The organism is Pseudomonas sp. NBRC 111119, from assembly GCF_001320125.1.
Lineage (GTDB): Bacteria > Pseudomonadota > Gammaproteobacteria > Pseudomonadales > Pseudomonadaceae > Aquipseudomonas > Aquipseudomonas parafulva.
Genome location: NZ_BCAV01000030.1, coordinates 72,691 through 87,105, shown reverse-complemented (window position 1 = coordinate 87,105; position 14,415 = coordinate 72,691). Strand labels below are relative to the sequence as shown.

Below are 14,415 nucleotides of genomic sequence, written 5' to 3'. Positions count from 1 at the left end.
TTTACAATCTTTACAGCCCCAGGGGTAAAAACCCGTCTGCTGCGCTGCCTGCGAAGGCAGGCCCCAACGAAAACGGGGCCTTGCGGCCCCGTTCGGTGTTACAGGTAGTAGGACTTCAGCGGCGGGAAGCCGTTGAATTCCACAGCGCTGTAACTGGTGGTGTAGGCACCGGTAGACAGCCAGTACAGGCGGTCGCCAATGGCCAGGTTCAGCGGCAGGCCGTACTTGTAGTGCTCGTACATGATGTCGGCACTGTCGCAAGTGGGGCCGGCGATGACCACTTCTTCCATCTCACCCTTTTTCTCGGTCCAGATCGGGAACTTGATGGACTCGTCCATGGTTTCGATCAGGCCAGAGAACTTGCCCACGTCGGTATACACCCAACGCTCCACGGCGGTACGCGACTTGCGCGCTACCAGCACCACTTCACTGACCAGGATACCGGCGTTGGCGATCAGCGAACGGCCTGGCTCCAGAATGATTTCGGGCAGGTCATCACCAAAGTCTTCCTTCAGGAAGCGGATGATTTCCTCGGCATAGGTTTCCAGGCTGTTGGTACGGGTGATGTAGTTGGCCGGGAAGCCACCCCCCATGTTGATCAGCTTCAGTTCGATGCCGTCTTCTTCCTTCAGGCGCTCGAAGATCACCTTCACCTTGGCGATCGCGGCGTCCCACACACTGATGTCACGCTGCTGGGAACCCACGTGGAAGGAAATGCCGTAAGGCACCAGGCCCAGGTCGCGGGCCAGGATCAGCAGGTCCATGGCCATGTCGGTCTGGCAACCGAACTTGCGCGACAGCGGCCAGTCAGCCGTGGTGGAACCTTCGGTGAGGATGCGCACGTACACTTTCGAGCCCGGTGCAGCCTTGGCGATGTTGCGCAGGTCGGCTTCCGAGTCGGTGGCGTACAGGCGCACGCCCTTCTCGAAGAAGTAGCGGATGTCCTTGGACTTCTTGATGGTGTTGCCGTAGCTGATACGGTCGGCGCTGACGCCGCGGTCCATCACCTTGTCGAGTTCGTAGATGGAAGCGATGTCGAAGTTCGAGCCTTTGTCCTTGAGCAGGTCGATGATCTCGACTGCCGGGTTGGCCTTGACCGCGTAGTAGACCTTGGCGAATTCGAAGCCAGCGCGCAGGTCGTCGTAGGCTTTGCTGATCATCTGGGTGTCGATGAGTACGAACGGCGTTTCCTGCTTGTCGGCAAAAGCCTTCATTTTCTGGAAGGTGTCGCGTGCGAAATAATCTTCGACCTGGATCGACATGCTCAGGGACTCCATGGGCAAACTGAAAATTTAAGTGGCTGCAAACTGAACGCCCTCCGTATCCCCACTTTGGTTCGCCTACTCAGTACTTGAGCCGGATGGATCGTTTCCAGCATGGACGTTCGGCGCGCACTTTAGGGCGTGAAGAATGCAGAATCAACAGGCAATCCCGGCGTGATCGCCGTGGATACACCCGCCACCCTTCGAATAACCGACTCGTATGACCGGCCGATGTTCCCCGGGCTGTTTCAAGCGTAAAGAATTGTGGAATAGCCCTGTTTCCAGGTGGTGTACACAGGCCCGCCCCCACAAGGACTTGCACCTTCTGGTGGGGGCAGCGCCGGTGGTGAAGGGCGCGGGGGTGTTCATATTTATGGCCACATTTATCGGGTACGGGCGTACCGGTATTTGTGCATAAATTTTTTGTTACTGACCGGCGATTCCTCGTTTGCGGCTGGCAGTTGGCACGTTACGAGGCGGCCACCTCAGCTGGCGAGACGATACTGGTCTTCATCCCGCGGGAGCGCCCCGAGCTCAGGTAGGCGGCGATCGACTCCTGGGTCACCTCGCCCAGGAACACCTGTTCGGCATCCAGTACCGGCAACCAGGCGCGGTTGAACTCGTACATGCGCGACAGCAGGATGCGCAAGTGCTCGTCGTGGGAGGCGGTGGCGTTGAAGGGGCGCAGGAAGTCGGCACAGGTACCTTGCTGGCGGTGCATGTCGCGGCGGCGCACGTAGCCCAGTGCCTTGTTCTGGCCGTCGGTCACCACCACGTAGCGGCGGTCGTGTTCGTCCAGCAGCTCCAGGGCTTCGCCTACCGGCGTCTGCGGGCTTACCGAGGGCGCGTTGTCTGCCGCGTCTTCGGCACGCACCAGCAACAGGCGCTTCAACGTGCTGTCCTGGCCGACGAAGTTGCTGACGAAATCGTCTGCCGGGTGCGCCAGCAAGGTATCCGGGTGGTCCAGTTGCAGCAGTTTGCCGGCGCGGAAGATGGCGATCTTGTCGCCCAGCTTGATCGCTTCGTCGATGTCGTGGCTCACCATGATCACCGTCTTGTTCAGCGCGCGCTGCATTTCGAAGAACTCGTTCTGGATCATTTCGCGGTTGATCGGGTCCACCGCGCCGAACGGTTCGTCCATCAACAGCACCGGTGCATCTGCCGCCAGGGCACGGATCACGCCGATACGCTGCTGCTGGCCACCGGACAGCTCGCGGGGGTAGCGCTGCAGGTATTGCTTGGGTTCAAGCTTGATCATGTGCATCAGCTCGCGGGCGCGGTCGTGGCAGCGCTGCTTGTCCCAGCCGAGCAGCCGTGGCACCACGGTGATGTTCTCTTCGATGGTCATGTTGGGGAACAGGCCGATCTGCTGGATCACGTAGCCGATGTGACGACGCAGGGTCACCTCGTCCAGGCCGCTGGTGTCCTCGCCATTGATGAACACCTGCCCGGACGTCGGGGTAATCAGGCGGTTGATCATCTTCAGCGTGGTGCTCTTGCCGCAGCCCGAGGGGCCAAGGAACACGCAGATCTCGCCTTCGTTGACGGTAAGGCTGACCGCGTCCACGGCTTTGACATCCTTGCCGTTGGCGTTGAAGGTTTTGCTGAGGTTTTTCAGTTCGATCATGAGCGCATTCCTTCTGGAGTCAGGGCACGTTGCAGGGTTTGCAGCAGCAGGTCGGCAATGATTGCCAGCAGGCTGACCAGTACGGCGCCAACCAGCAGCATCGACATGTCGCTGCGGCTGATGGAGGTGAGGATGAGCACGCCAAGGCCGCCAGCGCCGATGGTGGCGGCGATGGTCATCACCCCGATGTTCATCACCACGGCGGTACGCACGCCGGCCAGGATCACCGGTACGGCGATGGGCAATTCGACCATGCGCAGGCGCTGGCCAAAGGTCATGCCGATACCGCGCGCGGCTTCACGGATGCCTGGCTCGACGTTGGTCAGCGCCAGGTAGGTGTTGCGCAGAATGGGCAGCAGTGAGTAAAGAAACACTGCCGTGATCGCCGGCAGCGGGCCCAGGCCCTGGCCGAACTTGGAGTAGAACGGCAACAGCAACCCGAACAGGGCGATGGAGGGGATGGTCAGCAGCACCGTGGCGCTGGCCTGCAGCGGGCCGGCCAGGAACGGGAAGCGGGTCATCAGGATGCCCAGCGGCACGCCGATGAGGATGGCCAGGCCCACGGCGATGCCCACCAGCATGATGTGCTGCCAGGTCAGTTGCAGGACCAATGCCCAGTCCAGGTGGGCGAACGTGTCGAACAGGCTCATGGGGTCACCTCGTGCAGGGGATGCTCACGCAGGAAGGCCGCGGCCACCGAAGACGGGCTCTGGTGCTGCACGTCCACCTTGGCGTTGAGCTGGCGCATGGTCTCGTCATCCAGTTGGTCGGCCAGGGGCGCCAGCAGCTCGGCGAGCTGGGGGTGGGCGTCCAGTACGGCTTTGCGGATCACCGGCCCTGCGGTGTAGTCGGGGAAGTAATGCTTGTCGTCTTCCAGCAGCTTGAGCTTGAACGCGTTGAGCCTGCCGTCAGTGGTGTACACCAGCCCTGCAAACACTTGGTTGTTGCGCAGGGCCGTATAGACCAGCCCGGCATCCATCTGCCGGATGTTGGCTCGGCCCAAGTGCATGCCGTAGCGCGCCTGCAGGCCATCAAGGCCGTCCGGGCGGTTGGCGAACTCGGTGTCCAGCGCCACCAGGTGCTTGCGCGATTGCTCGGCCTCAAGCACTTCGTTCAGCTGGCTGATGGTGTTCACCTGCGGGTATTCACGGGCGATTTCACTGGGCAGGGCCAGGGCATAGGTGTTGCTGAACTTCGATGGCTTGAGCCATACCAGGCCCTTGCGTGCGTCCAGTTCCTTGACCTTGGCATACGTGGCCTCGGGGCTGGGCATGCGCTCGTCGATGTGGTTGTACGACACCAGCGATACGCCGGTGTATTCCCACATCAGGTCGAGCTGGCCGGTTTCCTGGGCCTGGCGTGCCAGGCTGCTGCCCAGGCCGCCGGTGACGCGAACGTCAAAGCCGTTGGCGCGTAGGTATTGGGCGGTGATTTCGGCCAGCACGGTCTGTTCGGTGAACACCCGGGCGCCGATACGGATCAGCGGTTTTTCCGCTGCCTGTGCAAAACCTGACAACAGCAGGCCCGCGCCCAGGAGCAAGGCGATAACTTTTTTCATGGGTTCCCTCAAGTGGTCAGGCCAGGCCGCGTTCCAGCCAGCGTCTGCTGGAAAAACTCACCAACGCATCCAGCAGTAGCGCCAGCAGTGCGGTGCAGGCTGCGCCAAGCAGCAACTGCGGTTGGTTGTTCAGGGCGATGCCAGGGAAGATCAGGCTGCCCAAGCTGTTGGCACCGATCAGAAACGCCAGCGGCGCAGTGCCCACATTCAGCGCTAGGGCCACCCGCACGCCACCGACGATGATGGGCACGGCGTTGGGCAGTTCCACCTGCCACAGTTGCTGGCGCGGCGTCATGCCGATGCCAGTGGCGGCTTCCTTGAGCGAGGCGGGTACGTTCTTGAGGCCTTCGTAGGTGTTGCGCACGATGGGCAGGAGGGAGGCGAGGAACAGGGCGAAGATCGCAGGCCCTGCGCCGATGCCCAGAACGCTGAGGGCGATGGCCAGTACGGCCAGGGGGGGGATGGTGTTGCCAACGTTGAAGAACTGCATGAAGCGCTCGGCTTTGTCGACCCTGTGCGGTCGACTCAAGGCAATGCCGGCGGGGATGCCCACGGCCAGTGCCGCCGCCATCGAAGCCAGCACCAGCACCAGGTGCGCTTGCAGGTAGAACGTCAGATCGTCGCGATAGCGCGCGATTGTGTCGAGGCCGATCCAGTGGACCAGCAGGGCCAGGATGACGAGCACGGTGGCCCATCCCAACAGCCCTTTTCCGTAGCGTTTCGCCACAGGTGGACTCCTTATTGTCGTCGGCGAGCACACTTCTTCTTGGCCGGCCCGATCGGGCGGCGGGTGGTGTGTTCGCGAGTAGCAGCGTGATGCCTGCAGGGCAGGGCGGTCATGCCATGAGTCGAGCCCCGTCAGGCTCGTGAATGCTGGTGAAACCAGCCCTGAACCGAGGTGGGTTGCAGGGGAGTGGACGTCTCCGGGGGGCATAAGGTTCCCATCTGAGGCGGCATTTGGCCAGTGTTAATCACTGGTTCAGGTGAATTCTAGCGAGAAAAAGCAGCGGTTAAATACGCTGTAGGCGTTGAAATAACTGCCCTGCGGCCCTTTGTCAGGATCAGGCATTTATCGTGTGGCTTGGCATTGGCTGGTAAGCCACAAGTGCCGGCTGTGGGCGCGGGTTCACTCGCGAAGCGGCCGGCGCAGGCACAGCTGATTCCTCCGGTTTTAGTCCAGGGCCAATTTCAGGTATGATACCGCCCCTTTTTCATCCCCCAGTCAGGCGATTTCCCATGACCAACCAGGCCGCCGAAGTCGCGAAGCGCCGCACTTTCGCAATCATTTCCCACCCCGACGCCGGTAAGACCACCATCACCGAGAAGCTGCTGCTGATGGGCAAGGCCATCTCCGTCGCCGGTACCGTGAAGTCGCGCAAGTCCGACCGCCACGCCACCTCCGACTGGATGGAAATGGAGAAGCAGCGTGGTATCTCCATCACCACCTCGGTGATGCAGTTCCCGTACCGCGAGCACATGATCAACCTGCTCGACACCCCCGGCCATGAAGACTTCTCGGAAGACACCTACCGTACCCTCACCGCGGTGGACTCGGCGCTGATGGTGCTTGACGGCGGTAAAGGCGTCGAGCCGCGCACCATCGCCCTGATGGATGTGTGCCGGCTGCGTGACACCCCCATCGTCAGCTTCATCAACAAACTCGACCGCGACATCCGCGACCCGATCGAACTGCTGGACGAGATCGAGGCGGTGTTGAAGATCAAGGCCGCGCCGATTACCTGGCCGATCGGTTGCTACCGTGACTTCAAGGGTGTGTACCACCTCACCGGCGATTACATCGTGGTGTACACGCCGGGCCACGGCCACGAACGCACCGAAGCCAAGATCATCCAGCACCTGGACTCCGACGAGGCCCGTGCCCACCTCGGCGATCAGTACGATGGGTTCGTCGAGCAGCTTGAGCTGGTGCAGGGCGCCTGCCATGAGTTCAACCAGCAGGAGTTCATCGATGGCCAGCTCACGCCGGTGTTCTTCGGTACTGCGCTGGGCAACTTCGGTGTGGACCATGTGCTGGACGCCGTGGTCGACTGGGCGCCGCGCCCGCTGGGCCGGGCAGCACACGAACGCACCGTGGAGCCGGTGGAAGAGAAGTTCACCGGTTTTGTGTTCAAGATCCAGGCGAACATGGACCCGAAACACCGGGACCGCATTGCCTTCATGCGCATCTGCTCGGGCAAGTACGAAAAAGGCATGAAAATGCGCCATGTGCGCACCAACAAGGACCTGCGTATCGGGGATGCGCTGACGTTCTTCTCCTCCGAGCGTGAACAGCTGGAAGAGGCCTTTGCCGGCGACATCATCGGCCTGCACAACCACGGCACCATCCAGATCGGCGACACCTTCACCGAGGGCGAGGCGCTGGGCTTCACCGGCATCCCGCACTTCGCCCCGGAGCTGTTCCGCCGCGTGCGCCTGAAAGACCCGCTGAAGTCCAAGCAGTTGCGCCAGGGCCTGCAGCAGCTGGCTGAAGAAGGCGCCACCCAAGTGTTCTTCCCCGAGCGCAGCAACGACATCATCCTAGGCGCCGTGGGTGTGCTGCAGTTTGACGTGGTGGCCAGCCGTTTGAAGGAAGAATACAAGGTCGAGTGCGCCTATGAGCCCATCACCGTCTGGTCGGCGCGCTGGATCACCTGCGACGACAAGAAGAAGCTCGAGGACTTCCAGAACAAGGCCATGGAAAACCTGGCCATCGACGGTGGTGGTCACCTGACCTACCTGGCACCCACCCGGGTCAACCTGGCACTGATGGAAGAGCGCTGGCCTGACATCAAGTTCCGCGCTACCCGCGAGCACCACTGACAGCTGCTGAAAGCAGCTGTCAGCAGCTTCAAGCCTCAAGCTGCAAGCTACAAGAAGAAGCGGACCTGTGTCGGCCTGCGCTTCTTGCAGCTTGCAGCTTAAAGCTGGTGGCTTGTGCGGCTTGCGGCCGCTGTCAATTGCCGGCCTTGATGCTGGTCCATATCCGGGTGCGGATGCGGTCGATCTTGGCGGGCATGGCCTCCAGGGCGTAGAGCTTGCCCATCACCGCTTCGCTCGGGTAGATCATGCTGTTGCCCTTCAGCGCCGGGTCCACCAGGCCGTCAGCGTTCAGGTTGCCATTGGCGTACTGCACATAGTTGCTGATGTTGGCCATCACCTGCGGCTCCAGCAGGTAGTTCATGTAGGCATACCCTGCCTTTTCATCCGGTGCATCGGCCGGCATTGCCACCATGTCGAACCACAGCGGGGCACCCTCCTTCGGGATCGAGTAGCCGACCTTTACCCCGTTATGCGCTTCCTCTGCGCGGTTCTTGGCCTGCAGTACATCCCCCGAGAAGCCCACCACGACGCAGATATCACCATTGGCCAGGTCGCCGGTGTACTTCGATGAATGGAAGTAGCTGATGTAGGGCCGTACCTGCATCAGCAGCGCCTTGGCCTTGTCGTAGTCCGCCGGGTTCTGGCTGTGGTGGGGCAGGCCGAGGTAGTGCAGGGCGATTGGCAGCAGCTCCGGGCCGTTGTCCAGCACCGCCACGCCGCACTGCTTCAACTTGCTCATGTACTCAGGCTTGAAAATCAAGTCCCAGGAGTCGACCGGTGCATTGTCACCAAGCACGGCCTTGACCTTGTCGATGTTGTAGCCGATGCCGGTACTGCCCCACAGGTACGGGAAGCCATACTGGTTGCCTGGGTCATTGACCTCCAGTGCCTTGAGCAGCACCGGGTTAAGGTTTTTCCAGTTGGGCAACTGCGACTTGTCCAGGCGCTTGAGTGCCTTGCCCTGGATTTGCCGGGCCATGAAGTGGTTGGAAGGGAACACCACGTCGTACCCGGAATTGCCCGTCATCAACTTGCCGTCCAGGGTCTCGTTGCTGTCGTACACGTCATAGGTGGGCACGATGCCGGTGGCTTGCTGAAAGTTCTTCAGGGTGTCGGGCGCGACGTAGCTGGACCAGTTGTAGATCTTTACCGTTTCGGCGGCACCGGCCACGCTGGCGGCCAGCATCAGGGGGGCGATCAGGAGTGTGCGCATGTCGGGTTTACCTTGCTTTGTCTGTTGTTATCGAAGGCAGGCGATCAGCGGATCAGAAAATAAGCACGTACGTCTTGCGCACGGTTTCCTGGATGTCCCAGGTGCCGGTGCTGTTGGCCGGTAGCATCAGTGCGTCTCCGGCTTCTATCACCAGGGGCTCGCCACCGTCGGGGGTGAAGGTGCAGCGGCCTTTGATGAAATGGCAGAACTCTTGCTGCACGATCTGCCGCCTCCAGCGGCCCGGGGTGCACTCCCAGATACCGGTCTCCACCCCGTCGCTGCGTTCCACGCAGGTGACCGAGGTGACCGCCACGGGTTCGCCGAGCGGCACCGCCACCGGGTTGCTGGTTTGCAGTACAGCCGTGTCTGTCTGTTTGAACTGGGTGATGCTCATGAACGAGGTCCTGTCTGGGTGAAGGGAAGTCAGTGCATGAAGCCTTCCATGAAGTCCGCAAGGTGGCTGGCCAGGCGCCGACGCCAAGGCGGGGTAGCCGGGTTGGCGAGGGTCCGATCCTCGTGGACGAAACTCTGGATGATGGCGTTGTAGCCCAGCCAGCGGCAGGGTTCGGGCGGCCAGCTGGCCAGGCTGGCGAGCGGGCGGTTGTCGTGCACCCAGGGCTGGCCGGTGAGGGCGTTGTGCTGGTTCAGAATCAGCGCCGCCAGTGTGCGACCGCCCAGGTTGGTGGCCCCCACGCCCTCACCGCCGTACCCGCCCGCCAGGGCAATGCCACGCTGGCGGTCGCACAGCATGTGCGGGCGGAAACGCCGGGCCATGCCCAGGTTGCCGCCCCAGGTGTGGGTAATGCGCGCGTGCCGCAGCTGCGGGAACAGGTCGCTGAACAGGTAGCGGCGCAGTTCCACTTCATGGGCTTGGAGGTTGAAGTCGTTCCGCAGCCTGCCGCCAAAGCGGTAGCCGCCCCGTGCGCCGAAAACCAGGCGGTTGTCGGTGGTGCGCTGGCCATAGGTGACCTGGCGGCTGCCTTCGCTGAATGCCTGCCCCCGATCCAGGCCGATTTCATCCCACGTGGTGTCGGGTAGCGGCTCGGTGGCGACCAGCAGGCTCTGTACCGGCAGTTGATGCTTGCCCAGCGGTGGCAGGCTGGCCGCATAGCCTTCCACTGCCGGCACGATCCACTGGCAGCGGATGCGTGCCAAGGGCGTGCTGACCTCGCCCGACCGCCAGTCAAGCGCGGGCGTGTTCTCATAAATCGGCACCCCCAGGGCTTCTACGGCACGGGCAAGGCCGCGGGCCAGCTTCGCCGGTTGGATGGTGGCGGTGTGCGGGCTGTAGATGGCGCCATAGGCATTGCTGATACGCACCTGGGCGTCCAGCTGCTCGGGGCGCAGCCACCGGTAGTCGTCCTCGGTCATGCCTTGGCGATACAGGTCGTCGAGGTAGGCGCGCAGGCTGCGCTCCTGCTCCGGGTAGCGGGCGGCGCAGTACAGCACGCCCCCCTTGCGGTAGTCGCAGTCGATGCCCTCACGCTGCAGCACGTTCCCAACCTCGTCGGGAATGGCGTGCAGCAGGTCGATGCTGGCCCGGCGTTGTTGCGGCGAGAGGCTCGCCAGCAGGCGGTCCTCACCCAGCAGGTTGCCCATCAGCCAGCCGCCATTGCGCCCTGACGCGCCGAAGCCGGCGATGTTGGCCTCGATCACCACGATCTTCAGCTGGGGCGCCTGGCGCTTGAGGTAATAGGCGGTCCACAGGCCTGTGTAGCCGGCGCCGATGATGCACACGTCTGCCTCGAGGCTCTCGCGCAGGGCCGGGCGAGCGCACAGCGGCTCGTCAAGCTGGTCCATCCACAAGCTCAGGCTGCGCAGGGGTTGCATCGGGGCGGGCTCCACATCCGGCGGGGTATGTGGCGATCCTAGTGGCGAACCCTGGCGGTTGTCTTACGTGCGTGCACGCAGGGAAATCTGCTTCAGGTACGCCTTGGGCGTAAGGCCGGTGTGTTCGCGGAAGCATTTATAGAATGCCGACAGCGAGTTGAAACCGGCGCTGAACGCCAGGTCGTCGATGGGCGTGGTGGCGCTGTCCTCGTCCAGGGTCGCCATCAGGTGGTGCAGGCGCGCCTGGTTCACATAGCGGTAAAAGCTTTGCCCCAGCACCTGGTTCAGCAGGTAGGAGATCTGGTTGCGGCTGTAGCCGCTGGCGTCGGCCACCTGCTGCAGGTCCAGTTCCGGGTCCAGATAAGGGCGATGCCCCTGGAAGTAATGCTCCAGGTCCTGGGCCATGGTCGACAGCTGGCGGGGTGAAAGGCCCAGGCGGCTGGTGGCCGGGCGTAAACCACCCCCGCTGTGGGGGCTGCCGTCCTGGCGCACCAGGGTAGCGTATTCATTCACCCGCCAGATCAGTCCGTCCCGGACCGTGATCGCCTCGCTGGACTGGAACGCCACCAGCCCATCCCCCCCTTGCACAGTGACCTGGTACTGGATGAATGCGGTACAGCCGTCAACGCGTATCCGGTCGCTGTGCACGATGTCTTCCCCGGCCGCGTGGGGCAGGCAGGCGCGCACGTAGTCGCGCAAGTCCTGGTACCCCAGCACGCGGTTCTGGAAGAAGTCGTGGTACTGGATATCGGGGTGGTACAGGGCCAGCACGCCATCGAGGTCACGGTACTTCCAGCGCAGGTGGTAGCGCAGGACGGTATCGGCAGTGAGCGGCGTCTGGGCCGCGCCATCGGGTAGGGTCATGGGCAAATGATGCCTCGTCGCCCGGCTTGCCACAAGAATGCAGAACACCTGACCCCGGCAGCCCATTCGCGCATTTTGCACGATGAAAACATGGCGTTTTTTTCTAAGTGCTTGATTTGTATAGACGTCATTTTTTGTGACAACTGGCACAGCCGCTGCAACGTTTACTGCGCGAATGGACTTCTCGCTAACAACATACAGGCGAACACATCATGATCCCCTCTGCCGACTACTCCGTTGTCGATACACAAAGCCGCTCAGGTGTTTCCTGGGCGGCGATCTTCGCTGGCGCCGCTGCTGCAGCCGCCGTATCTCTCATACTGGTAGTGCTGGGTGCGGGGCTTGGCTTTGCGGCCACCTCGCCCTGGGCCAATGAGGGGGCAAGCGCGAAAGCCTTGGGCATTTCCACCATTGTCTGGTTGTTGGTGACGCAGATCATCGCTTCCGGCCTGGGTGGCTACCTGGCCGGTCGCCTGCGCGTCAAATGGGCGAACCTGCATGGCGATGAAGTGTATTTCCGTGATACTGCGCATGGCTTCCTGTCCTGGGCTGTCGCCACACTGGTGGCGGCCATGCTGATACTGGGTACCGCAGGCAACCTGGTAGGTGCCGGCGCCAGTGCTGCGTCGCAGGCAGCGGGTGTAACGGTAGCGGCAGGCGGTGCAGCGGCTTCGCAAGCCTCGGACGACTCCCTGGGCTACTTCGTTGATGGCCTGTTCCGTGGCGAAGGCCCGGCACCGGTCAGCGATGATGCTGCCAATGGTGTAGCGGCCCGCATTCTTGCCAAAGGTGCTGCCGGTGACGGTGCACTGGCCCCGGAAGACCGCGCCTACCTGGCACAGCTGGTGGCTCAACGTACCCGCATGACCCAGGCTGAAGCCGAAGCCCGTGTGGACCAGGTGATGGCTCAGATCCAGCAGCTCAAGACCGACGCCAAGCAGGCGGCCGACACCGCTGCCAAAGTGGCCGCATGGACTGCCCTGTGGACCTTCGTCGCCCTGCTGTGCGGCGCCTTCTTCGCCAGCGTCGCCGCCCTGTACGGTGGCCGTCGCCGCGATCACGTGCAGTGGGTTGAAGGCGACTACGTCGCTCACCGCACCATTCAACGATAAGCAAGGAGAATAACTATGCGCTCGATTCTACTGTGGATGCTGGGTATCCCAATTCCAATCATCATTCTTATCGCATTGTTCGTGCACTGATCGATGCACTGACAACATGCACTGAATACAAAAGGGCCGCTGCAAGCGGCCCTTTTGTTTTTGCCGGGCCGCCTGAACCTGCGGCCCGATTCGTTACAGGAACTGCTCGGCGTAGTGGCATGCCACCTGCCGCGTCCCCACCTGCCGGAACCCCGGCAGTTCCTTGCTGCACCGGTCAGTGGCATAGGGGCAGCGCTTGTGGAACGCGCAGCCATCAGGTGGGTTCAACGGGTTGGGCAGTTCACCGGCAATGCGGATGCGTGGCTTGAGCGGGTCCGGGTGAATAGCCGGGGTGGCTGACAACAGTGCCTGGGTGTAAGGGTGCAACGGCTTTTCGTAGATGTCGGCCTTGGGCCCCATTTCTGCCGGCCGGCCCAGGTACATCACCAGCACCTGGTCCGCCACGTGCCGCACCACCGCCAGGTTGTGCGAGATGAACACATAGCCGGTGCCGAACTGTTGCTGCAGGTCCATGAACAGGTTCAGCACCTGGGCCTGGATCGACACGTCCAGTGCCGAGGTCGGCTCGTCCGCCACCAGCACCTTGGGTTGCAGCATCATTGCCCGGGCCAGGGCGATGCGCTGGCGCTGGCCACCGGAGAACATGTGCGGATAGCGCTGGTAGTGCTCCGGGCGCAGCCCCACCTGTTCCATCATCTTCTGCACTTTTTCACGGCGCTCGGCTTTGCTCAGCGACGTGTTGATCAGCAGCGGCTCGGCCAGTTGGTCACCAATCTTCTGGCGCGGGTTCAGCGATGCGTAGGGGCTCTGGAACACCATCTGCACATCGCGCCGCAGCTGCTTGCGCTCGGCCTTGCTGGCGCCGTTGACCTCGGTGCCGGCAATCTGCAGGGAGCCGGACGTGGGTTGCTCGATCAGGGTCAGCGCACGGGCCAGGGTCGACTTGCCACAGCCGGACTCGCCCACCACTGCCAGGGTCTGGCCGGCTTCCAGCTCGAACGACACACCGTTCAGTGCACGCACCAGGGCATGGCCCTTGAACAGCCCGCGAGACACTTCGTAATGCCGGGTCAGGTCCCGGGCGGATAGAACGACGGCCATCACGCCACCTCCTGGTTCAGCGGGTAGAAGCAACGGGCCTGGCTGTGGGCCTTGGCCTCCAGGGCCGGGCGTTGTTGCCGGCAGTTGTCCTGCACATAGGGGCAGCGGGGCGACAGCAGGCAGCCCTGGGGCCGGTCATAGCGGCCAGGCACGATGCCGGGCAGCGTGGCCAGCCGCTCGGCGCCGGCGCTGTGCTCGGGGATCGCTGCCAGCAGCGCCTCGGTGTAGGGGTGGGCCGGGATGTCGAACAGCTCCGGCACCTGGCCCACCTCCACGGCCTGGCCTGCGTACATCACGCACACGCGCCGGGCCGTTTCGGCCACCACCGCCAGGTCGTGAGTAATCAGGATCAGCGCCATATTGCGCTCCTGCTGTATGTTCACCAGCAGCTCCATGATCTGTGCCTGGATGGTCACGTCCAGGGCCGTGGTGGGTTCGTCGGCAATCAGCAGTTTCGGCTCGCCGGCAATGGCCATGGCGATTGCCACCCGCTGGCTCATGCCGCCCGACAGCTGGTGAGGGTAGGCATCCAGGCGGCTTTCTGCGGCCGGAATCTCGACCTTGTTCAGCAACTCGAGGGCACGCTGGCGCGCCGCCTTGCCCTTCAGGCCCAGGTGCTGGCGCAGCACTTCTTCAATCTGATAGCCCACGGTATAGCTGGGGTTGAGGGCGGTCATCGGGTCCTGGAAGACCATGGCGATGTCCTTGCCCACCACCTTGCGCCGCTGGCGGCCGCTGAGGGTGAGCATGTTGGTGCCGTCAAAGGTCAGGGCGTCGGCGGTAATGCGCCCGGGGGCGTCGATCAGCCCCATCAGGGCCATCATGGTCACCGACTTGCCAGAGCCGGACTCGCCGACGATGGCCAGGATTTCCCCGGCCTGCACGCTCAGGTCCAGGCCGTCGACCACGGGCACCGCATTGGCATCGCCAAAGCGCACGTTGAGGTTGTTGATTTGCAACAGTGACATGGGCGTGCT

Annotated in this window: 13 protein-coding genes; 2 read left to right on the top strand and 11 right to left on the bottom strand. The window is 62.7% G+C overall.

Annotated features, from left to right (window positions below; all coding sequences use genetic code 11):
• Positions 1 to 98: 98 nt before the first annotated feature.
• From APH25_RS13245 to APH25_RS13225, 5 genes are all read right to left on the bottom strand, one after another.
• The gene (locus APH25_RS13245; RefSeq protein WP_028631575.1) at positions 99 to 1,262 is read right to left on the bottom strand and encodes a type III PLP-dependent enzyme; all 1,164 of its coding nucleotides are present in this window, start codon (positions 1,260 to 1,262) and stop codon (positions 99 to 101) included.
• Between the two features lie 469 nt (positions 1,263 to 1,731).
• Positions 1,732 to 2,889: a betaine/proline/choline family ABC transporter ATP-binding protein gene (locus tag APH25_RS13240; RefSeq protein WP_028631574.1), complete on the bottom strand. Its 1,158-nt coding sequence runs from the start codon at positions 2,887 to 2,889 to the stop codon at positions 1,732 to 1,734.
• A complete protein-coding gene (locus APH25_RS13235) occupies positions 2,886 to 3,539 on the bottom strand; it encodes an ABC transporter permease (RefSeq protein ID WP_028631573.1) in 654 nt (217 codons plus the stop codon). Before APH25_RS13235 ends, APH25_RS13240 begins: the two co-directional genes overlap by 4 nt.
• Positions 3,536 to 4,447 (bottom strand): glycine betaine ABC transporter substrate-binding protein, encoded by a 912-nt coding sequence (locus tag APH25_RS13230; protein ID WP_060482243.1) that lies wholly within the window; start codon positions 4,445 to 4,447, stop codon positions 3,536 to 3,538. The genes APH25_RS13235 and APH25_RS13230 overlap by 4 nt, the downstream gene beginning before the upstream one ends.
• A gap of 16 nt (positions 4,448 to 4,463) precedes the next feature.
• Positions 4,464 to 5,174, bottom strand: a complete 711-nt coding sequence (locus APH25_RS13225; protein ID WP_028631571.1) for an ABC transporter permease — start codon at positions 5,172 to 5,174, stop codon at positions 4,464 to 4,466.
• 509 nt (positions 5,175 to 5,683) lie between these two features.
• Between APH25_RS13225 and APH25_RS13220 the strand changes: the two genes are divergently transcribed.
• Positions 5,684 to 7,267: a peptide chain release factor 3 gene (locus tag APH25_RS13220; RefSeq protein WP_060482242.1), complete on the top strand. Its 1,584-nt coding sequence runs from the start codon at positions 5,684 to 5,686 to the stop codon at positions 7,265 to 7,267.
• Positions 7,268 to 7,400: 133 nt separating this feature from the next.
• Here the strand turns inward: APH25_RS13220 and APH25_RS13215 are convergent, their stop codons facing one another.
• The 4 genes from APH25_RS13215 to APH25_RS13200 form a co-directional block, all read right to left on the bottom strand.
• A complete protein-coding gene (locus APH25_RS13215; RefSeq protein ID WP_060482241.1) occupies positions 7,401 to 8,480 on the bottom strand; it encodes a polyamine ABC transporter substrate-binding protein in 1,080 nt (359 codons plus the stop codon).
• Positions 8,481 to 8,532: 52 nt separating this feature from the next.
• Complete coding sequence (locus APH25_RS13210; protein WP_028631568.1) at positions 8,533 to 8,874, bottom strand: cupin domain-containing protein; 342 nt, start codon at positions 8,872 to 8,874, stop codon at positions 8,533 to 8,535.
• A gap of 29 nt (positions 8,875 to 8,903) precedes the next feature.
• The gene (locus APH25_RS13205; RefSeq protein ID WP_060482240.1) at positions 8,904 to 10,310 is read right to left on the bottom strand and encodes an FAD-binding oxidoreductase; all 1,407 of its coding nucleotides are present in this window, start codon (positions 10,308 to 10,310) and stop codon (positions 8,904 to 8,906) included.
• Positions 10,311 to 10,373: 63 nt separating this feature from the next.
• The gene (locus tag APH25_RS13200) at positions 10,374 to 11,174 is read right to left on the bottom strand and encodes a nuclear transport factor 2 family protein (RefSeq protein WP_060482239.1); all 801 of its coding nucleotides are present in this window, start codon (positions 11,172 to 11,174) and stop codon (positions 10,374 to 10,376) included.
• 212 nt (positions 11,175 to 11,386) lie between these two features.
• On the opposite strand from APH25_RS13200, the gene APH25_RS13195 reads away from it, so the two are divergent.
• Positions 11,387 to 12,286, top strand: a complete 900-nt coding sequence (locus tag APH25_RS13195) for a hypothetical protein (protein ID WP_028631565.1) — start codon at positions 11,387 to 11,389, stop codon at positions 12,284 to 12,286.
• Positions 12,287 to 12,469: 183 nt separating this feature from the next.
• On the opposite strand, the gene APH25_RS13190 is transcribed toward APH25_RS13195, so the two are convergent.
• Together APH25_RS13190 and APH25_RS13185 are read right to left on the bottom strand one after the other, a co-directional pair.
• Positions 12,470 to 13,438 carry a peptide ABC transporter ATP-binding protein gene (locus APH25_RS13190; protein WP_028631564.1) on the bottom strand — a complete coding sequence of 323 codons (969 nt, stop codon included), beginning with the start codon at positions 13,436 to 13,438 and terminating at the stop codon, positions 12,470 to 12,472.
• Entirely contained in the window at positions 13,438 to 14,406 is a 969-nt protein-coding gene (locus APH25_RS13185) for an ABC transporter ATP-binding protein (RefSeq protein ID WP_060482238.1), read from the bottom strand. The genes APH25_RS13190 and APH25_RS13185 overlap by 1 nt, the downstream gene beginning before the upstream one ends.
• Positions 14,407 to 14,415 lie beyond the last annotated feature (9 nt).